This is a genomic window from Chitinophagales bacterium, from assembly GCA_017303415.1.
GTDB lineage: Bacteria > Bacteroidota > Bacteroidia > Chitinophagales > Chitinophagaceae > SpSt-398.
In genome coordinates, this window is record JAFLBJ010000001.1 from 3,034,394 (window position 1) to 3,053,378 (window position 18,985).

Annotated in this window: 25 protein-coding genes; 12 read left to right on the forward strand and 13 right to left on the reverse strand. The window is 46.4% G+C overall.

From position 1 onward, the window contains the following. Nucleotides 1–93 precede the first annotated feature (93 nt). From J0M30_13215 to J0M30_13260, 10 genes are all read right to left on the reverse strand, one after another. Nucleotides 94–1,095: a DNA-directed RNA polymerase subunit alpha gene (locus J0M30_13215; GenBank protein ID MBN8668454.1), complete on the reverse strand. Its 1,002-nt coding sequence runs from the start codon at nucleotides 1,093–1,095 to the stop codon at nucleotides 94–96. A gap of 71 nt (nucleotides 1,096–1,166) precedes the next feature. Beyond that, nucleotides 1,167–1,772: a 30S ribosomal protein S4 gene (gene rpsD, locus J0M30_13220; protein ID MBN8668455.1), complete on the reverse strand. Its 606-nt coding sequence runs from the start codon at nucleotides 1,770–1,772 to the stop codon at nucleotides 1,167–1,169. A 112-nt stretch (nucleotides 1,773–1,884) separates the two neighbouring features. Beyond that, nucleotides 1,885–2,295 carry a 30S ribosomal protein S11 gene (gene rpsK / locus J0M30_13225; protein MBN8668456.1) on the reverse strand — a complete coding sequence of 137 codons (411 nt, stop codon included), beginning with the start codon at nucleotides 2,293–2,295 and terminating at the stop codon, nucleotides 1,885–1,887. A gap of 154 nt (nucleotides 2,296–2,449) precedes the next feature. After that, on the reverse strand, nucleotides 2,450–2,830 hold the full coding sequence (gene rpsM, locus J0M30_13230; GenBank protein ID MBN8668457.1) for a 30S ribosomal protein S13: 381 nt from the start codon (nucleotides 2,828–2,830) through the stop codon (nucleotides 2,450–2,452). Between the two features lie 34 nt (nucleotides 2,831–2,864). Continuing rightward, the gene (ykgO, locus tag J0M30_13235) at nucleotides 2,865–2,981 is read right to left on the reverse strand and encodes a type B 50S ribosomal protein L36 (protein MBN8668458.1); all 117 of its coding nucleotides are present in this window, start codon (nucleotides 2,979–2,981) and stop codon (nucleotides 2,865–2,867) included. 36 nt (nucleotides 2,982–3,017) lie between these two features. Continuing rightward, the gene (gene infA, locus J0M30_13240; protein ID MBN8668459.1) at nucleotides 3,018–3,236 is read right to left on the reverse strand and encodes a translation initiation factor IF-1; all 219 of its coding nucleotides are present in this window, start codon (nucleotides 3,234–3,236) and stop codon (nucleotides 3,018–3,020) included. Nucleotides 3,237–3,357: 121 nt separating this feature from the next. Beyond that, a complete protein-coding gene (locus J0M30_13245) occupies nucleotides 3,358–3,750 on the reverse strand; it encodes a hypothetical protein (protein MBN8668460.1) in 393 nt (130 codons plus the stop codon). 136 nt (nucleotides 3,751–3,886) lie between these two features. Continuing rightward, a complete protein-coding gene (locus J0M30_13250; GenBank protein ID MBN8668461.1) occupies nucleotides 3,887–5,044 on the reverse strand; it encodes a homogentisate 1,2-dioxygenase in 1,158 nt (385 codons plus the stop codon). A 276-nt stretch (nucleotides 5,045–5,320) separates the two neighbouring features. Then, nucleotides 5,321–5,755 carry a hypothetical protein gene (locus tag J0M30_13255; GenBank protein MBN8668462.1) on the reverse strand — a complete coding sequence of 145 codons (435 nt, stop codon included), beginning with the start codon at nucleotides 5,753–5,755 and terminating at the stop codon, nucleotides 5,321–5,323. Nucleotides 5,756–5,983: 228 nt separating this feature from the next. Then, nucleotides 5,984–7,087, reverse strand: a complete 1,104-nt coding sequence (locus tag J0M30_13260) for a PD40 domain-containing protein (protein MBN8668463.1) — start codon at nucleotides 7,085–7,087, stop codon at nucleotides 5,984–5,986. 79 nt (nucleotides 7,088–7,166) lie between these two features. Here J0M30_13260 and J0M30_13265 point away from each other — a divergent pair, with 79 nt between their 5' ends. The 4 genes from J0M30_13265 to J0M30_13280 all read left to right on the forward strand — a co-directional run bounded on the left by J0M30_13265 (nucleotide 7,167) and on the right by J0M30_13280 (nucleotide 12,549). After that, nucleotides 7,167–7,880: a tetratricopeptide repeat protein gene (locus J0M30_13265; protein ID MBN8668464.1), complete on the forward strand. Its 714-nt coding sequence runs from the start codon at nucleotides 7,167–7,169 to the stop codon at nucleotides 7,878–7,880. Nucleotides 7,881–7,954: 74 nt separating this feature from the next. Beyond that, nucleotides 7,955–8,605, forward strand: coding sequence for a ribulose-phosphate 3-epimerase (locus J0M30_13270; protein MBN8668465.1), 651 nt, complete (start codon nucleotides 7,955–7,957; stop codon nucleotides 8,603–8,605). Then, a complete protein-coding gene (locus tag J0M30_13275) occupies nucleotides 8,602–11,163 on the forward strand; it encodes a TonB-dependent receptor (GenBank protein MBN8668466.1) in 2,562 nt (853 codons plus the stop codon). The genes J0M30_13270 and J0M30_13275 overlap by 4 nt, the downstream gene beginning before the upstream one ends. An 87-nt stretch (nucleotides 11,164–11,250) precedes the next feature. Next, nucleotides 11,251–12,549: an alpha-L-fucosidase gene (locus J0M30_13280; GenBank protein MBN8668467.1), complete on the forward strand. Its 1,299-nt coding sequence runs from the start codon at nucleotides 11,251–11,253 to the stop codon at nucleotides 12,547–12,549. Between the two features lie 114 nt (nucleotides 12,550–12,663). On the opposite strand, the gene J0M30_13285 is transcribed toward J0M30_13280, so the two are convergent. Further along, nucleotides 12,664–13,098: a hypothetical protein gene (locus J0M30_13285; GenBank protein MBN8668468.1), complete on the reverse strand. Its 435-nt coding sequence runs from the start codon at nucleotides 13,096–13,098 to the stop codon at nucleotides 12,664–12,666. A gap of 165 nt (nucleotides 13,099–13,263) precedes the next feature. Between J0M30_13285 and J0M30_13290 the strand changes: the two genes are divergently transcribed. The 7 genes from J0M30_13290 (at nucleotide 13,264) to J0M30_13320 (ending at nucleotide 17,212) form a co-directional block, all read left to right on the forward strand. Further along, nucleotides 13,264–14,229: a PhoH family protein gene (locus tag J0M30_13290; protein ID MBN8668469.1), complete on the forward strand. Its 966-nt coding sequence runs from the start codon at nucleotides 13,264–13,266 to the stop codon at nucleotides 14,227–14,229. Nucleotides 14,230–14,323: 94 nt separating this feature from the next. Beyond that, on the forward strand, nucleotides 14,324–14,785 hold the full coding sequence (locus J0M30_13295) for a hypothetical protein (protein ID MBN8668470.1): 462 nt from the start codon (nucleotides 14,324–14,326) through the stop codon (nucleotides 14,783–14,785). 8 nt (nucleotides 14,786–14,793) lie between these two features. Next, complete coding sequence (gene crcB / locus J0M30_13300; GenBank protein MBN8668471.1) at nucleotides 14,794–15,153, forward strand: fluoride efflux transporter CrcB; 360 nt, start codon at nucleotides 14,794–14,796, stop codon at nucleotides 15,151–15,153. Nucleotides 15,154–15,157: 4 nt separating this feature from the next. Next, nucleotides 15,158–15,700 (forward strand): inorganic diphosphatase, encoded by a 543-nt coding sequence (locus J0M30_13305; protein MBN8668472.1) that lies wholly within the window; start codon nucleotides 15,158–15,160, stop codon nucleotides 15,698–15,700. Then, nucleotides 15,697–16,125, forward strand: coding sequence for a sulfite exporter TauE/SafE family protein (locus J0M30_13310; protein ID MBN8668473.1), 429 nt, complete (start codon nucleotides 15,697–15,699; stop codon nucleotides 16,123–16,125). The genes J0M30_13305 and J0M30_13310 overlap by 4 nt, the downstream gene beginning before the upstream one ends. Before the next feature lie 196 nt (nucleotides 16,126–16,321). Continuing rightward, a complete protein-coding gene (locus tag J0M30_13315; protein ID MBN8668474.1) occupies nucleotides 16,322–16,840 on the forward strand; it encodes a sigma-70 family RNA polymerase sigma factor in 519 nt (172 codons plus the stop codon). Nucleotides 16,841–16,849: 9 nt separating this feature from the next. Continuing rightward, a complete protein-coding gene (locus J0M30_13320; protein MBN8668475.1) occupies nucleotides 16,850–17,212 on the forward strand; it encodes a hypothetical protein in 363 nt (120 codons plus the stop codon). Here J0M30_13320 and J0M30_13325 read toward each other — a convergent pair. Continuing rightward, nucleotides 17,209–17,730, reverse strand: coding sequence for a DUF1905 domain-containing protein (locus J0M30_13325; protein MBN8668476.1), 522 nt, complete (start codon nucleotides 17,728–17,730; stop codon nucleotides 17,209–17,211). The genes J0M30_13320 and J0M30_13325 overlap by 4 nt on opposite strands. A 181-nt stretch (nucleotides 17,731–17,911) precedes the next feature. Between J0M30_13325 and J0M30_13330 the strand changes: the two genes are divergently transcribed. Beyond that, nucleotides 17,912–18,211, forward strand: a complete 300-nt coding sequence (locus tag J0M30_13330; protein ID MBN8668477.1) for an RNA-binding protein — start codon at nucleotides 17,912–17,914, stop codon at nucleotides 18,209–18,211. 69 nt (nucleotides 18,212–18,280) lie between these two features. Here J0M30_13330 and J0M30_13335 read toward each other — a convergent pair whose 3' ends face one another. Continuing rightward, a complete protein-coding gene (locus J0M30_13335; GenBank protein MBN8668478.1) occupies nucleotides 18,281–18,850 on the reverse strand; it encodes a thioredoxin domain-containing protein in 570 nt (189 codons plus the stop codon). Nucleotides 18,851–18,985: the final 135 nt, after the last annotated feature.

Consider the following 18,985-nt stretch of genomic DNA (forward strand, 5'->3'; position numbering starts at 1 on the left):
GACTGCACCGTGTCAGGAATTGCAGCCGGTTATGAATAGATAATCAGAGTTAGAAGCTAATAGCGATTAGCTAATAGCCTTAAGCTTTTTTAGTTACAGTTCATCCGGATCTACGCCGAGTTTAACGAGGTCCATACCAAAGGACAATCCTCTTTCGGTAAGTACCTGCTCGATCTCAGCCAGTGATTTTTGACCAAAGTTCCGGAACTTCATCAGGTCTTCCTGCTCGTATTGAACCAGCTCGCTCAGCGAGTTGATCTTGGCGGCTTTCAGACAGTTGAAGGCACGAACAGAGAGGTCGAGGTCTTCCAGCGGGGTCTTCAACACCTTGCGCAATTGCAGGGTTTGTTCGTCCACCAGGTCTTCTTTCTTCTCTTCTTTATTGTCAAAGGTGATGTTCTCGTCGGTGATGATCATCAGGTGCTGGATCAGGATCCGGCTGGCTTGTTTAACAGCCTCTTCGGGGTGAATGGTACCATCGGTAGAAACTTCCATGATCAGCTTTTCGTAGTCGGTCCGCTGTTCCACACGGGTGTTCTCAATGGTATATTTTACATTCTTGATCGGCGTATAGATGGAATCCACGGGGATATAACCCAGCGGGGCATCTTTGGGTTTGTTCTCTTCAGCAGGAACATACCCACGTCCTTTACCGATGGTCAGTTCGATATCGATCTTGGCAGAGGAATCCAGGGTGCAGATCAGTTGCTCCGGGTTCATCACCTGGAAGCTCTGTGTAGCCTGGCCGATCATACCGGCGGTAAATTCAGTTGTATTTTTTACGGAAAGGATGATCCGCTCATTGGCCACTTCATGGTCAACGATCTTCTTTAAACGAACCTGTTTCAGGTTCAGGATCATCTCCACCACGTCTTCGCTCACACCAGTGATGGTAGCGAATTCGTGCTCCACTCCCTCGATCTTCACGCCTACAATGGCATAACCTTCGAGGCTGCTCAGCAGCACCCGACGGAGGGCATTACCAACGGTGACACCATAGCCAGGCTCCAGCGGACGAAACTCAAACTGGGCTTCAAAATCCGTGGCCTTTTGCAGGATGATTTTATCAGGTTTTTGGAAGTTCAGAATGGACATATTAGCGATTTAAAAGGTTGACAAATTGGAGCTATCAGCAACTGGTGCCAGGCACCAGCAGGCAAAACAGCTTACTTAGAGTACAATTCCACGATCAGTTGTTCCTTGATATTCTCAGGAACGCTTTCACGCTCGGGATACGCGATAAAAGTACCCTTCATCTCGGTTTCATTCCAATCCAGCCAGCTGAATTTGGGGTTCTTTGCGCCAATGGTGCTGGTAATGGACGTTTTCTCTTTGGTACCTTCTTTCAGACTGATCACATCGCCGGGTTTAACCTCAAAGGAAGGAGTATTTACTACTTCTCCATTTACGGTGATGTGTTTGTGGCTGACCAACTGACGAGCAGCAGGACGGGAAGGAGCGATACCCATACGAAACACGGTGTTATCCAGACGCGCTTCGAGGAGTTTGATCAGGTTTTCACCTGTTACCCCTTTGCGACGGGCGGCTTCTTCAAATGTTTTACGGAATTGTTTCTCCAAAACACCATACGTGTATTTGGCCTTTTGTTTTTCGCGAAGCTGAAGGGCATACTCTCCAAGGGTCTTACGCTTGCGTGATGCACCGTGCTGACCGGGAGGGTTGCTGTTTTTGTTCAGCCATTTTCCATTACCCAGAATGGGCTCTCCAAAAATGCGGGAGATCTTGGTCTTTGGACCAGTGTAACGTGCCATAGTTTTTATTCATTTCCGCTTTTTTAAAACCGGTGAGCAGATCGTTGAAAGCGGTAAAAATTAATCTGTCACCCTTTAGTTAAATGAACCTGAATGGCGATTCAATATGTTGTTATACTCTTCTCTTCTTGGGCGGACGGCAGCCATTGTGTGGCAGCGGGGTCACGTCTTTGATCATCACTACCTCGATACCCGATTGGGAGAGGGAGCGGATGGCGCTTTCGCGGCCGGAACCAGGACCTTTTACATATACATCCACACGCTTCAAACCGGCGTCAAACGCGGTCTTTGCGGCATCTGCAGAAGCCATCTGAGCGGCATAGGGTGTGTTCTTTTTAGAACCACGGAATCCCATCTTACCGGCACTGCTCCAGGAGATCACCTGGCCAGTTTTGTTGGTCAGGGAGATGATGATGTTGTTAAAGGAGGCCACTATATGGGCATCTCCGTAAGCGTCCACTTTTACCACCCGCTTTTTGGCGGCGGCTTTGGCGCTTTGTTGTTGTTGTTGTGCTTTTGCCATCTGAGTTGAACTAGGTAATCTTTAGTTTAAAATCAATTCGCTTTTGGCGAACCGGACCGACCCTCCTCCTGCACCAGGTATCCGCGATCGTTCCGTAAAATAAGGGTGCATATAAAAACCGAAAGCTAATAGCCTGGGGCTATTAGCTGTCCGATTATTTCTTCGGTGCCTTCTTCTTACCGGCAACTGTCTTCCTCTTTCCTTTACGCGTCCGGCTATTGGTTTTTGTACGCTGGCCACGAACCGGTAACCCTTTACGATGACGAAGTCCACGGTAACAAGCGATATCAAGCAAACGCTTGATGCTCATTTGAACTTCTGAACGAAGCTGGCCTTCCACCTTGAATTCCTCCGTGATGGTGTTACGGATCGCATTCAGATCACTATCATTCCACTCGTTCACTTTCTTGCTGCGATCGATATCATTCTTGTCCAGAATGTAACGGGCCGTAGATGGACCAATACCATAGATATAGGTCAGTCCAATTTCGCCTCTTTTGTTCTTGGGTAAATCAACACCGGCAATACGTGCCATAAGTTATCTTTTCGTTTTTGTTTGTAATACTTAATTATCCCTGACGCTGCTTATAGCGGGGATTCTTCTTGTTAATGATGTACAGCTTACCCTTTCTGCGTACGATCTTGCAGTCGGCGCTGCGCTTCTTTATGGATGCTCTTACTTTCATGTTATTCAGCTTTTTGCTTTTAGCGAATAGCTATTTTTATTTATACCTAAAAATAATTCGGCCTCTGGAAAGGTCATATGGACTCATTTCCACCCCAACCTTATCTCCCGGAAGAATGCGGATATAGTGCATCCTCATTTTCCCGGAAATAGTTGCCAAAATCTCGTGACCATTTTCCAACTTGACCCTGAACATCGCGTTCGATAAGGCCTCGATGATGGTGCCGTCCTGTTTAATTAAGGGTTGTTTTGACATATTTTTTGGGAGCGCAAAGATAAGAGTATCACCCCGAAAAATAAAAAAAGAGGATGTTTTTTTCCACCGGCCGGTGGAAAAATCGGCTGTTTTGGCAGCTAATTTGAAAAGTGGTTGATAATCAAGGCCTTTCCAATGGAACCTTGGTCATCGATGCATGGAGGTTTTGAAGCTCATGCACCGCCAGGGGAACTTCAAAATGACGCCGGTCTTCCCGGTACCACATATCCACTTTGGAGAAATTACCCTTTTCGGGTAAGACCATCCGGAATGCCCCCCGCTTGTATTTGATTGCACCCTCCTGGTCCTCCGCCTCAAATCCCAATCTTACCAACTGGGTATCATCCAACGCCACAGGGTAGATATCCTGCTGGGGATACCAGAATTCCTGGATTCCGTTATCGATCAGGGCCAGGTGTTCGATCCGGTTGGTTTCAACCACCTCCCCTTCACGCATCAGGCCATCGTCATTTACCATGACAATATCGCCCGGTTTTAAATGTCCGATTTTGATCATATGGCATTTTTTTCCTCCGAAAGTTAAGGTATTACCGGATAGTGAAAGAATGATTCCTGTTTTGGAATACATTGATTTCACAGATTTCGCAGAATCCAATAAATCTGCGAAATCCGCGAAATCCTGGTTTACCTTATTCGGCCCATGACATCACATACCCTTCATTCTCAATCTCTAAGGCTTGCTTTGTCAACATCAGGGGACGGAAAGTATCCACCATAACGGCCAATTCTTTTGTTTCCCGGGCCCCAATGCTCTTTTCTACAGCCCCGGGATGAGGCCCGTGGGGAATTCCGGCCGGGTGCAGGGTGATCATACCCCTGGTCACATTCTTCCGGCTCATAAAATCACCATCCACATAATACAAAACCTCATCGCTGTCGATATTGCTGTGATTATAGGGTGCTGGTATGGCATCGGGATGATAATCATACAACCGGGGTACAAAGGAGCAAACCACAAAGGCATTGGTCTCAAAGGTCTGGTGTACCGGTGGTGGCTGGTGCACCCTCCCGGTTATGGGTTCAAAATCATGGATGGAAAAAATATACGGATAGCAACACCCATCCCATCCGATCACATCAAAGGGATGCGTGCCATAATGCAGCCCATACATGATCCCTTTCTTTTTTGCCCGAATGAGAAAATCGCCTTTTTCATCATAGGTCTTCAGGTCCTGGGGCGGACGGATATCTCTTTCACAATACGGAGCGTGTTCCATCAATTGTCCGTATTTACTCATATACCGCTTTGGATACCGGAGCGGGGTGAAGGATTCCACAATAAACAACCGGTTATTGGCATCATTAAAATGGATCTGATAGATCGTCCCCCGGGGGATGACAATATAATCACCATACGAAAAAGGCAATTCGCCATACTGGCTTGTCACTTTGCCACTTCCTTCATGCACAAAGATCATTTCATCGCCATCGGTATTCTTGTAAAAATAATCGGTCATGCTTTTCCGGGGGGCGGCCAGCACAATATGACAATCACTGTTGACCAATACCGGAACGCGGCTTTGCAAAAAATCATCCTGTGGTTTTACATGAAAGCCTTCAAAGCATCGATGCTGTAACATTTTTTCCTCGGCTACCTGTGGCGATACATCCTGTTGCGGCTCGGTGCGTATGATCTGTGTAGGGGGATGACAATGGTACAACAAACTGTAGTCGTCGCTAAACCCTTCCGTTGAAAATAACTGCTCACTATACAGCGAGCCGTCAGGTTTGCGAAACTGTGTATGACGTTTATGGGGAATATTTCCAAGTTTATAGTAATGGGGCATGGCAAGGGAGTTGTTGGTGAAAAGAATAAAGTTATGGAAAGCCGAGGGAGGCGGCTGTAAACTAAAAGCTAATAGCTATCAGCTTTTAGCTTTAAGTGATAGCTCGAGTGTGGCCAGCAGGAAAACATATTTCCATTGGCGCTTATCTATCCAATAGGTGAAATTTCTATGCAGAGGCATATTTAAAGTTAGGCAAAAAAAATCACCCTCACGTATTCGTGTAATCTGTATTATCCGTACAATTCGTGTAATCCGAGTAATCCGTGTATATAAAAATTAAAGACCGGGAAACCAGGGTCTGCCAATACCTTCCCGGAAAGGCCAGGGAACTACGGCAAGAATCAGGATCAGGGCGATGAGGTATAACCAGCCGGCGGCTTTATAATTCAGGTTCTTGGCTTTTCCCCTGGCTATGGTGATCAACACAATCGCGATCAACATTCCAGCTAAATGCTCAACAGCCCAAAAACGAGCCACCGAATCCTTCATTACCTCTCCAAAACCAATATTCTGAATATTCTTTAAGCCAAGCCCTCCAGTCACCCACTGGTAAATTCCCAATAAAAAAGTGGTATGAGCGGCGATCAACAACCACAGACTCGAACGACGCAAGCCGGCATTCTTAGTAAAGGAATGTATCAAGGCCAACACCAGGAAAATAAGGATGACCCAGCGAAGGACGTTATGGAGATGGAGAAGACCGTTGTACATACAAAGAATTTTGTGGGTCAAATGTAGGGAGAAAACTTGAGACGTGAGACGTGAGGCGTGAGACGTGAGACGTAAGGCGTGAATAGTGAATGGTCAATAGTGAATAGTGAATCTGGATGGTTTCCGCTCACGTTTCACGTCTCACGAACACTATTCACTATTCACCATTCACTATTCACCTCTCACGCCTCACGAAACTCACGCCTCACGCCTCACGAAACTCACGCCTCACTCCCCTACCCAATCCGCCAAAAACACATTCGTGTCCCGGGTGCCTCCGTTGTTCCGGTTACTGCAGAAGATGATCTTCTTTCCATCCGGACTAAACATGGGAAAGGCATCAAAGCCTTTGTCACGGCTGATCTTGGTCAATCCGGTACCATCTTCATTGATGGTGTACATATTAAAGGGGAACCCACGTGCGTATTCATGATTGGAGGCAAAGATGATGCGTTTACTATCAGGCATAAAAGAAGGTGCCCAGTTCGCCTTACCATAGCTGGTCACCTGCCGGGGATTGCTGCCATCGGCATTAGCCACAAATACCTCCATATTGGTTGGAGCTACCATGTTCTCTGCCAATAATTCCTTGTATTCTTTAACCTCGTCGTCAGTTTTAGGACGTGAGGCCCTCCAGATGATCTTGGTGCCGTCCGGGCTGAACCAGGCTCCTCCATCATACCCGAGTGTATTGGTGACGCGTTTTTCACTGCCTGTTTCCAGGTCCATGATATAAAGATCAATATCCCCTTCTTTATCACTGGTATAGATCATCTTCTTGCCATCAGGCGATAAGGTGGCTTCTGCATCATATCCCCGCGCATTGGTCAATTGCTTCACGATCTTTCCATTCAGGTCAGCCATAAAAATATCATAGGTAGGATACAAGGGCCAGATATAGCGGTTGCCATATTTCGTCCGATCGGGTACCGGGGGACATTCATCTCCTCCCAGGTGAGTGGATGCATAGATAATATGTTTCCCATCCCGGGTAAAAGCTGCACAAGTGGTTCTGCCCTTCCCCGTGCTCACCATTTTGTATTCAAATTTTTCACCCAGTTTTGGCACTTTTCCCACAAATATCTGGTCACAGGTCAGCCCTTCTTTGGGATTGGTTTTCTGAAAAACGATCCATTTCCCGTCAAAACTGAAATAGGCTTCTGCATTGTCACCTCCAAAGGTCAATTGTTGCAGGTTCTTAAAATGCGTTTCCTCCGGATAAATCAACGTATCCGCATAAGAAGTCGCTGAACTGGCTCCACCCGACATTGGCCGGTGACAAGCTCCCAGGACCAAGCCCAGGGTTAGAAATATCAAAAATGGAAATCTCATTTTCTGCATGAAAAAATTTTTGCAAAGCTATTACCTTGAATCAGGTATAAATGTCAGACTTTTGTCATAACAATTTACCATGAACCGAAAGTATTTTCTCCCCATATTGACCATCCTTTGGGTGTCCTGTCAAAATGCAGAACCAAAAAAAACAGAAACAGGTGAACCGGGCAAGGATACTTCTTCTGTTATAAAGGACATTCCTCTGGTTCCACCCTCGGATACCACGGATCCTGCAGTTTATGCCAATTATTTGTTCCGCTTGTCGGAGCAACAGGAGCAAAAAGGGGATACAACAGGTGCCATAGGCACACTGGAAAAATTGGTTCAACCCGGAGAGCTCACCCAGGCATCGCTACGCCTGGCCAATCTGTATGCCGCAACACTAAATCCCAAGACCCTGAATTTTTGCAATGAGATACTGGCAGCCAACCAGGAACGAAATGCCCCCGAGCCCTATTACTTCAAAGGGGTGTACTATGATAATATGGGGCAACAGGATAAAGCACTAAAGGCCTTTGATGCCAGCATTCAAAGCGACTATAATTTCATTGATGCCTATCTGGAAAAAGGAAGGATCCTGTACAAACAAAAGAAATATAATGAGGCATTGAAAGTGTATCAACTGGCATTAACGGTATCAAATAGCTTTGCAGATACCTATTACTGGATGGGGCTGTGCCAGGAAGCACTCGGGCAGAAAGAAGAAGCCTTACTGAATTATAAACGGGCCTATGGACTTGATAAGACCCTGACCGAAGCCAGGGAAGCAGCAGAAAAAATCAAACTCTAATCTCCCTTTTGATTCGGGAAATCCTTAAAATCCTAAATAAACCTTACTTTTTATAACTTGCAAAAAAAACGCCGATGCCCATTGTCGCCCCTTCACTTCTCTCCGCCAATTATCTCGACCTGCGTAAAGACTGTGAAATGCTCAACGAAAGCCAGGCCGACTGGTTTCACCTCGATGTGATGGATGGGCGGTTTGTCCCCAATATCACCTTTGGCCCCATGATCATTCAATTCGTAAGGGCTGCAACTTCCAAGATATGTGATGTGCATTTAATGATCGAAGAGCCGGAAAGATATGCCGCGCAATTCAAGGCTGCTGGTGCGGACTATCTTACCGTACATTATGAGGCCTGCCCCCACCTTCACCGCAATATTCAGCAGATCAAAGAACTGGGAATGAAGGCAGGTGTGGCCATCAATCCGCACACACCGGTGGATGTTTTAAAAGATATTCTTCCGGAGATCGATCTGGTTTGCCTGATGAGTGTGAACCCTGGTTTTGGCGGACAGAAATTTATTTTGCATACCCTGACCAAGATCCAGGCATTGCGTAATATGATCGACACCTGGTCCCTCCCTACCCTGATCGAGATCGATGGTGGGGTAACCCTCGACAATGCAAAAGATATCATTCAGGCCGGCGCCGACGTATTGGTAGCCGGTAATACTGTTTTCAAATCCCCGGATCCGAAGTCGACGATCGCTCAATTAAAATCGATCGGATGATTTTTTTAACCACAGAGACACAGAGATATAGTGTAAAAAAAGTTTCTCGCTGCGCTATCTGGAAAGCACTTCGTGAAACAATAAATCCAAAGAACCTCTGTGCCTCTGTGTCTCTTTGTTTATTTCTCTCTTTTTCTGCATTTTCCCAAACTTTTGTTAGCGGTAAGGTCCTCGATGAAAATGAAAAGCCCCTCCCCGGTGTATCTGTCACCATCCTGGGCAAACGCACCGGTGTAGTTACTACGGACTCGGGCACATTTCGCATTCAGGTAACCCCCGGTCGGGCCTTTGCCATTATTTTCAGTTATACAGGATATTCCACCGAGCAACGAAATTTTTTAATGAACGAAGGGGAAGAAGAAACCCTTACGGTGCGATTGGAAAGGGGAACCCGCACCCTCGAAGAAGTGATCGTAACTGACCGAAGAGAAAGAAATGAAGCCGGTTTGATCCGTCTCAATCCTAAATCCGTTATCAATCTGCCTGCACCTGTCATGGGGGTGGAGAACCTGATCAAGATCTTTGTTGGTTCCAATAACGAACTCACCTCGCAATATTCTGTTCGCGGTGGGAGCTATGATGAGAACCTGATCTATGTAAACGATTTTGAGATCTTTCGTCCTTATCTCGTACGCAATGGCCAGCAGGAAGGATTAAGCTTTATCCATCCGGAACTGGTCCGAAATATCAATTTTTACAATGGTGGCTTTCAGGCACGCTATGGGGACAAAATGAGCAGTGTGCTGGATATCCAATATAAACGTCCTCGTCAATTTGGCGGAAGTGCCTATGTCAGTATTCTGGAACAAGGGTTTCACCTGGAAGGAACCAGCGGAAATAATAAACTCAGTTATTTGATCGGTGCCCGAAACCGGAGTAACCGCAACCTGTTAAGCCGGCAGGAGACACAAGGAAACTATACCCCCTCCTCCGCCGATCTGCAGACTCTGATCACCTACCAATGGAACAGTCGCTGGCAAACCGAATTCCTGGGAAATATTTCCCAAACCCAATTTACCCTGATACCTCAATTCAGTCAGCTCACCTCCTCTGTCTTCTCCCCTTTCTTCAGCGCCAACCTTGGATTGGATATTTTCTTTGAAGGAAGGGAAAAAGATCTCTACCGTACCAGAATGCTGGGTATGTCAACCACCTACCAGCGAAATCGCCACCTGCGGCTGAAATGGCTGGTTTCACGTTTTGAAAATGATGAATCAGAAAATATAGATATCACCGGAGCCTATCTTTTTGGCGAACGGGATTTTGACCAGAGCCAACCAACCTTTGGACTTATCATCAATCCACTGGGTGCCGGGGTAACGCAGAACTATGCCCGAAACGAATTAAAGGTCACCAATTGGAATTTCTCCCACCGCGGACAACTGGAAAAAGGGAAACATGCCCTGCAATGGGGTATTGGACTGGATAAAACCCTGATCAATGACCGTTTGAATGAATGGGAATACAAGGATTCTGCCGGGTACTCCCTGCCCTATGATCCCAACGGACTTTCGCTTAGCCAGGTGATCAAATCGAAGGCCGATCTCGACATCACCAAGGTATCAGGTTTTCTACAGGATAATCTGGTATTTGGCGACACCTCACACACATTTACTTTACAGGCAGGGCTACGGTTTAATTATAATACGCTGAACAATGAGCTCCTGCTTTCTCCCCGCTTTGGCGCGTCCTGGAAACCCCGTGGAGAAAAGGATATCATCTTTCGTGCGGCACTTGGCGCTTATCACCAGCCACCTTTTTACCGGGAACTTCGCCGCTATGATGGAACCGTGAATACAAGCCTCAAAGCCCAACGCAGTTGGCAGGTAACCGGAGGATTTGACTATAATTTCAAAAAAGGTGACAAACCACTTCGTTTAACCGCTGAGGCCTACTATAAAAACCTGACGAATGTAGTGCCCTACGATATAGACAATGTACGTATTCGGTACTTTGGAGAGAATATGGCCAAAGCCTATGCGGCCGGGCTCGAATTGCGGTTGTTTGGTGAACTGGTCAAAGATGCCGAGAGTTGGGTCAGCCTAGGGTTTATGCGCACACGGGAAGACCTGGAAAATGATTTCTATAAAATCTATACGCTCGATTCACTCAATCAGCCCACTGATAGCAGTACGGTTGAAGGAGGTTGGCTACGCCGGCCCACCGACCGGTTGATCACCTTCGGTTTATTTTATCAGGATTATCTCGCTACCAACAAAAACCTGAAAGTTTATCTCAACACCATCTATGGCACCAACCTGCCTTACAATATACCCGGCAGTGTCAAATACCGAAATGCCCTGGTGATCGAGCCTTATATTCGGGTGGATATTGGCTTTAGTGCTTTGCTATTGGATTCCGACAGGACCAAGCGGCGCAGCCATAGCCCCTTCCGTGGATTTGATAATATCTGGGCCAGTTTGGAAGTGTTCAATCTAATTGACCGGGACAATACCATCTCTTACCTGCTCATCAAGGATTTTGCCAATAATGTATTTACCATGCCCAACAGGCTTACTCCAAGACTCGTGAATTTCAAGATCGTGGCCCGGTGGTAGGAATAACCCTTTTTACGGAAATTTAAATTTTACCAATGAGGGGTGAGGTGAAATGGATATTTTCCTACCTTGAGGCAAACCACCAACATGAGAAGGATTGTTTTTCTCTGCCTTGCCTGTTTCTATATGGGCATTAGTTTTTCCCAAACCAATTACAAGCCATCCGCTTCCAATCTCGAGAACCGAAAAGACTTCCAGGATCGAAAGTTCGGGATGTTCATTCATTGGGGCATTTACAGCCTGCTTGCTGATGGGGAGTGGGTCATGCACCAAAAAAAGATTCCGTACGACAAGTACCAAAGAATGGCGAATGCCTTTTATCCACATTCCTTTGATGCCAGGGAATGGGTGCGCATAGCCAAGCAGGCAGGAATGAAATACATCACCATTACTTCCCGCCACCATGATGGCTTTAGTATGTTTGATACCAAAGCAAGTACCTACAACATCATGCAGGCAACGCCCTTTAAAAAGGACCCCATGCGTGATCTCGCCGAAGCCTGCCGGGCAGAAGGCCTGAAACTGAATTTCTACTATTCCCTGCTGGATTGGGGCCGGTCAGATTACGCCTTTGGCAAACCCATTGTAAATGGCAAGCCGGAAGGGGGTGACTGGGACAGTTATATCCGGTTTATGAAGGCGCAGCTAACTGAACTCCTGACCCAATATGGGGACATTGTAAGCAGTATCTGGTTTGATGGAGATTGGGAAAGAAAGAATGCCGATTGGCGGTATGATGAGATATATGGGCTTATTCACCAGTTAAGACCCGATGTAATGATCGGTAATAACCATCATGATAACCTGAAACCCGGAGAGGATTACCAATTATTTGAAAAAGACCTTCCCGGAGGGAACTCTCATGGATGGGGAAGCGGATCGGTTAGCCAGGGTGTACCCCTCGAAACCTGCGAAACCATCAATTATTCCTGGGGTTTTAATATCAATGATAAATCATACAAGTCAACCCATACACTTGTCCATTACCTCGTTAAAGCCGCCGGACAAAATGCCAATTTTCTGCTTAATGTGGGCCCTCAACCGGATGGAAAGATCCAGACGGAATTTGTGGATACCTTAAAGAAAGTAGGCGAATGGCTGCAGGTATATGGAGAATCGATTTATGGAACACGGGGCAATCCCGGAGGACTTGAACCCTGGGGTGCCATTACACATAAAGGGAAGGAAAGTTTTGTGCATGTACTTCAACCGGTGAAAGAATCTTTTATTCTCTGTCCAAATTATACAGGCAAAGTAACAGCGGTAAAAGTTTTTGAGAATGGAAAGCCCCTGCGTTGGAAACAACAGCCGGAAGGATTGTTTATTTATTTAGAAGGATTGCCTGAAAATGACCTGGATCGTGTGATTCGGGTGGAAACGAAGTAGTGAGACGTGAGAGGTGAGACGTGAAACGTGAGAAGGAACATACTTACGTCTCACGCCTCACCTCTCACGATTCACGTCTCACGCCTCACGCCTCACGTCTCACCTCTCACGCCCTTAATGGTTCTCAAAATCAAACTTATGCTGCTCCCGGTAGGCCTGAAAAGCGACCGGATCGCCATAGGGTCCCTGGTATTTGGCGGAGCCAAAACCGAGGATCGGCCAGAATACGATACCTAATAACAGAAGGCCAACAGTAAAGCCTTCATCTTTCCCAAAACTCTTCGACATCATATTGATCAGCCAGATCGCGAAGACGATGTTGATAAACGGGATCAGGCAGAACAAGGTCCATACACCTGGCTTACCCGTAATTTTTGTCATAATGTAAATGTTGTAGATGGGAATGATAGCGGCCCATCCCGGCTGACCGGCTTTTACAAATACTTTCCATTGCGCCGCAATAAGAAAGACCATAAGCGCCAGCCAAAAAATGATGAGTCCGGTTGGAAATTGGTAACTGCTGTACCCGTAATCATTGTATTCATTCATAGTCGTTGGTTTGAATCAGAAATGTAGGAAAAAAAAGAATGAGAAGAAAATATTAATATTTTAATAATTCTATTCACAACTGTGAATAATTAACTTTAGGAAGTCCAAGTTTTTATTGCGTATTTTTAAGTGACAAGTGAATTTGACCATTAAAACTGAAGCGCATTGACAGACACGATCATCAACCTCGAAACCGTAAACCCTATTGAGTTCTTCGGTGTAAACAACGGCAAGCTAGACATCCTCAAAAAGAAATTTCCCTTACTCAAGATCCTATCGCGGGGTACCCAACTGAAACTGAGCGGACAGCCAGAGCAGGTGGAGTCTGCCCGGGAGAAGATCGTACTCATCGTGCAGTACCTGGAACGGAACGGGCACATGAGCGAGAACTATTTTGAGCAGATCCTTGGTGGTGATGATGCCGAGACCGTAGATCATTTTGTTGACCGTAACCCCAATGATGTGTTGGTATTTGGGCCAAATGGTAAAACCGTCAGGGCCCGAACCGCCAATCAAAAGAAACTCGTTCAACAGGCCGAGAAGAATGATATTGTATTTGCGATCGGTCCTGCCGGTACAGGTAAAACCTATACGGCTGTTGCCCTGGCAGTACGGGCCCTGAAGAATAAAGTGGTAAAAAAGATCATCCTCACCCGTCCGGCTGTGGAAGCGGGTGAAAGCCTCGGTTTTCTTCCCGGCGATCTCAAGGAAAAGATCGATCCTTACCTGCGGCCATTATATGATGCACTGGATGATATGATTCCGGCTGATAAGCTTGGTTATTATATGACCACCCGCACCATTGAAATCGCGCCGCTGGCCTATATGCGTGGCCGTACATTGGATAATGCCTTTATTATTCTGGATGAGGCCCAGAATGCCACCGATCTGCAGTTAAAAATGTTTCTTACCCGTATCGGTGCCAATGCCAAGGCCATCATTACCGGGGATATGACCCAGGTGGACTTGCCACGCAACCAGAAGAGTGGTTTGCAAACCGCAGTACGCATTCTCCAAAATATTGATGGAATTGCCCATATTGAGCTGGATGAAGATGATGTGGTACGTCACAGACTGGTGAAACAGATCCTGCGGGCGTATGACAGGGAGAGAAAGGAGGAAGGACAATAGCTATTTTCTCACGGAATGCACAGAAGGCACGGAAATTCAGTTTCTGTGCCTTTTGTGTTTTCTGTGAGAAAATATTCATTCGTAAATTGCCGATATGAAAAGACTTCTCCCATTCCTGCTGGTATTGGCAGCGTCCTGTAATAATGAGGACAAAAAAGCCAGTACAGATACCCCCGAAGACGACCTCGATGCCGCACGCACCTTTATTCGTGCCAACCTGGATGGACGGATCGAAGATGCCCGCAAACTTCTGCTGGAGGATTCGGTCAACCTCCAATACTTCAATGTATTTGAAAGGAACTATGAGAAAATGGATCCGGAATCCAAGCGGATGTACCGGGAGTCTTCCATCAATATCCACAAACACCGGATGGAAAATGATTCTACCGGTATTCTCATATTCTCCAATTCATACCGAAATGACCACGACACCCTGCGAATTCAACGGATTGCCGGGGCCTGGAAAGTGGACCTGAAATACCTATTTGAACATCCGGCCGATACGGTCAAACCAACGGTTCCCGTTACGCCCTCATCTGATACCACACTGAAATGATCAGGAATATGCTTTGGGTTGCATCCGGCGGAGCGTTGGGGAGCGTGCTCCGGTACCTGCTTAGCCGGTGGATACAATTGTCACAACCCGGGCCATTCCCCCTCGGAACCCTTGCCGTCAACCTGACGGGCAGTCTCCTGATCGGAATATTATTTGGCTATCTGACAAAGACGGAAACCGGATCGGAGGATTTGCGCTTACTGATGATGACGGGCTTTTGCGGGGGCTTTACAACCTTCTCGGCACTTACGCTGGAAAGCCTTCACCTGATCAGGGATAACAGAACAGGACTATTCTTTTTGTATATTTCAGTCAGCCTGCTGCTGGGTATTGCTGCTACCTATGCAGGATGGCGAATAATCAAATAAACACATGATCACCGTAAACCACCCCTGGCATGGCGTCCATTTTGGAGATGGAGCCCCCCGTATCGTGAATGCGATCATCGAGATCCCTGAAGGTTCACGTACCAAGTACGAGATCGACAAAGGAACCGGTCTGCTCAAACTGGACCGTGTCATCTATTCTTCCTTTCATTACCCGGTGAATTATGGGTTTATCCCTCAAACACTTGGTCAGGATAATGACCCGCTCGACATACTCGTCATCTGCTCCCAGGCGATCCAACCGCTTTGTCTGGTTGAAGCGGCCGTGATCGGTAATATGCAGATGATCGACACGGGGAAAAAAGATGACAAGATCATCGCGGTAGCCCTCAATGATCCTTCGGTGAATCACTATAAGAACATCGAGGAACTCCCACAGCATTTTCTGGTGGAACTCAAAAATTATTTCGAACAATACAAGGTGTTGGAAAATAAAAAAGTAGAGATCGATAATTTTCAGGATAAAGCCGAAGCCTTAAAGATCATCCAGGAGGCGATCGAATTTTACAAGCAGAATTACCGAAAATGAAAAAAACTATGTCCACGGAAATGATTCTTCTGGTGCTCGTGCTGGGCCTCGTAGCCGGCATCGCGAGCGGCTTGGTCGGCATTGGTGGCGGTATCGTACTGGTTCCGGCGCTGGTCTATTTTTTAAATTATACCCAACATCAGGCTCAAGGAACCTCATTAGGTGTACTCACCTTCCCGGTGGTGATATTGGGTTTTCTGTATTACTATCAGGAATGTAAAAAGAACGGTGTGCCGATTGATTTCCGGGTGATCGGGTTGTTGGCTGCCGGTTTTGTGATCGGTGGGCTGATTGGAAGCAAGATCGCTCTGCGAATCGATACAGTTATGTTAAAAAAAGTGTTTGCCGTAGTGCTGCTCTACTCGGCTTTTAAGTTGTTGGGCTGGGATCAATGGTTATTCCGGTCAGTAAAACAACTGTTTTAATATGGAATTTCACAAACGCTGCGTCTAAATTATAGCCTTCGTGCTCATTGTGCCTCCTTCGTGTCCTTTGTGTCCTCCTACGCAGAACGATCGTAGAGGAAACAAAGGACACGAAGGGGACACGAAGGACACGAAGGGAAAATGCGAGGAATTGAAGCCCCACACCTACGACCATATACCCGATTCGGAACTGCTCATGCGATTTTCCACCAGCCAGGACAATAAATGGCTGGGCGTATTATTGGAGCGGTACACCCTTCTTCTTTTCGGGGTATGCATGAAATACTTAAAAAATGAAGAGGAGGCCCGCGATAGTGTACAGCAGGTTTTTCTGAAAGCCATAACTGAATTGCAGAAATACAAGGTGGAGTATTTCAAAAGCTGGATCTATATGGTGGCCAAAAACCACTGTTTGATGAAACTGCGTGACAGGCAGGGAAAGATACCTACTGAACTGGAAGATAACCATCCCGCGGAGGAAACGGACAGGAATCTGCTTGTAGAGACCGATAAGAACCTTGAACGGATGGCCGAGGCGCTTGAGGAGCTGAACAAAGAGCAAAAACAATGTATAACTTTGTTTTACCTCGAAAAAAAATCCTACCAGCAGGTAGCCGGTGAAACTGGTTTTTCCCTGATGCAGGTAAAGAGTTATATTCAAAATGGCAAAAGGAACCTGAAAATAATCATGGAGAGAAAAGCCACGGATCGATAAGAAAGTAAGATGTCGCAAGACCTGAAAAACATATTATCCAAATTCTCCTCGGAGGTCGATCAGCAAACCCTGCTGAAATACCTGGAGGGAAAGCTGTCGGAACAACAGAAGCATGAGGTAGAAAAACAGATGCTAGACAGTGAATTTGAGCAGGACGCCCTGGAAGGCCTTGAACAGGTTCGGCAAAAAGAAAAACTGGCTTCCCTGGTAGAACAAATGAACCGTGACCTTAAAAAGAAAGTGGCGAAGAAAAAAAGGTTGCGGGATAAATGGCGGTATAAAGACCAGCCCTGGATCTATGTGGCCGTTTTGATCGTGCTAATTCTGGCCATTATCAGTTATGTCATTCTGCGCTTAATGATGAAATCCTAGAGCAGGGACTGACGGTTGGCTTTATCTTCCCGTATCATTTCCCCATATCCCATATTTCGTGACAGGGCATTTACTGCCAAAGCAATCCTTTTTGTTTTGGTTGCCTCCGTTTTAGCGGACTCGATCCACTGACTAAAATATTTCTGGTGTCCTTTGGGCAGGGTTTGAAAATAGCGCAGCGCCGATGGTTCATCTTCCAAACAGGACATGAAATCGGATGATAAAGGCATTTCGCGGTCATCACAGGTTAGTTCCACCTTAACCATTGCACCGTGTTTTTTCCCTATTCCTTTCCGCATGGTGGCATTCACGGCCATGATGAACGAACCACCCCCCATGGGTATCAAAGCCACCTGCTCGATCTTATATGTATCCAGTTTTCCTTTTACCCGAAAGGATTGCTTTTGTCCCGGTTTTAGCTTTTCCGCCAGGTCTGCAGGTACTTCAATATAGGTCCAACCCGTCTTCTCCCCTTTTGTGTTGAACTTTTGCAGGGCTGTATTAAAAGATATCTTCATTGAATTAAAAAATAGTTCCTTAAATTAATGAATCCCTCACTAAAATGGCGTATCTTCGCGGCGTCAATTTGAGTTTTACCGCTTCGATAATGGAAAGTCTTAATTTCTACGCATCACTGCTAATAGTTAGTCTTCTTTACAGGCCGGTCCCTCAAGCATTTTTTAAACACAATTTTTGTAAATGAACATTTACGTTTCAAATTTAAGCTTCAACGTAACAGATGAAGACTTAAGATCCTATTTTGAGGAGTATGGCGAAGTATCTTCTGCCAAAGTAATCACCGACAAATTCACTCAGCGCAGCCGCGGATTTGGTTTCGTGGAAATGGGTGATGATGAAGCCGCCCGCAAAGCAATCGCCGAGCTGGATGGAGCCACTGCTGATGGCCGTGCCATCAAAGTGACCGAGGCTAAGCCCCGGGAAGAAAGACCCGCTGGTGGACAGCGCCGTTCTTTTGCCGGTCAAAATAACCGTTGGTAATCTTACCATCGAACGCACAAAAAAAGTCGGAACAATTGTTCCGACTTTTTCATTTTAAACCGATCCCGGTTACGCTCTCGCGCGGGACGGTGCTTTACGCTTTGATTTTTTAATCGCTGCCTCAATCTCTTTGCTCAGGTTGGCAAAAGTGGGTTTACCTTTTAAAGGCGCCCCATTGATGAAAAAAGCAGGTACTTCCTTCACTCCTAAACCGATGCCTTCTTTCAGGTCATCCTGTACCTGCCAGCCAAACTTACCGTTTACCAGGTGGTCCAGGAATTTTTTATCGGTCACACCCGCTTCGCGGGAGTGGAGTTTCAAACTGGTGGTACCAAGGCTCCGCCTGTTCTGGAACAATACATTATGCATTTCCCAAAACTTGCCTTCCTGGGCCGCGGCGATCGCCGCTTCACCAGCCTTCATGCTTCGTTGATGGATCATGGTTTGAGGGAAATGACGAAAATTGAATCGGATCTTCCCTTCATATTCTTCCAGTAGCTGTTTCACGATCTCATTCGCTTTCGCACAAGCCTCACTCTCATACTCACCAAATTCCATTAATGTCACCGGGGCTTCCGGGTTTCCAACAAAAACATCTCGAGGTTCAATGATTATTTCTTCTTCCTTTTTAAATGCCATAAAATTCTCCTTTTAAGTATTTCCCTGTTTGGGTAACGGACCTATATAATAACCGCATTCCGGGAATATAGTTCTGTCCGATGGGAAGCCCGGAAGGTAGCATATTTTGGCCTACCGGCTTAGGGACGGGGATAA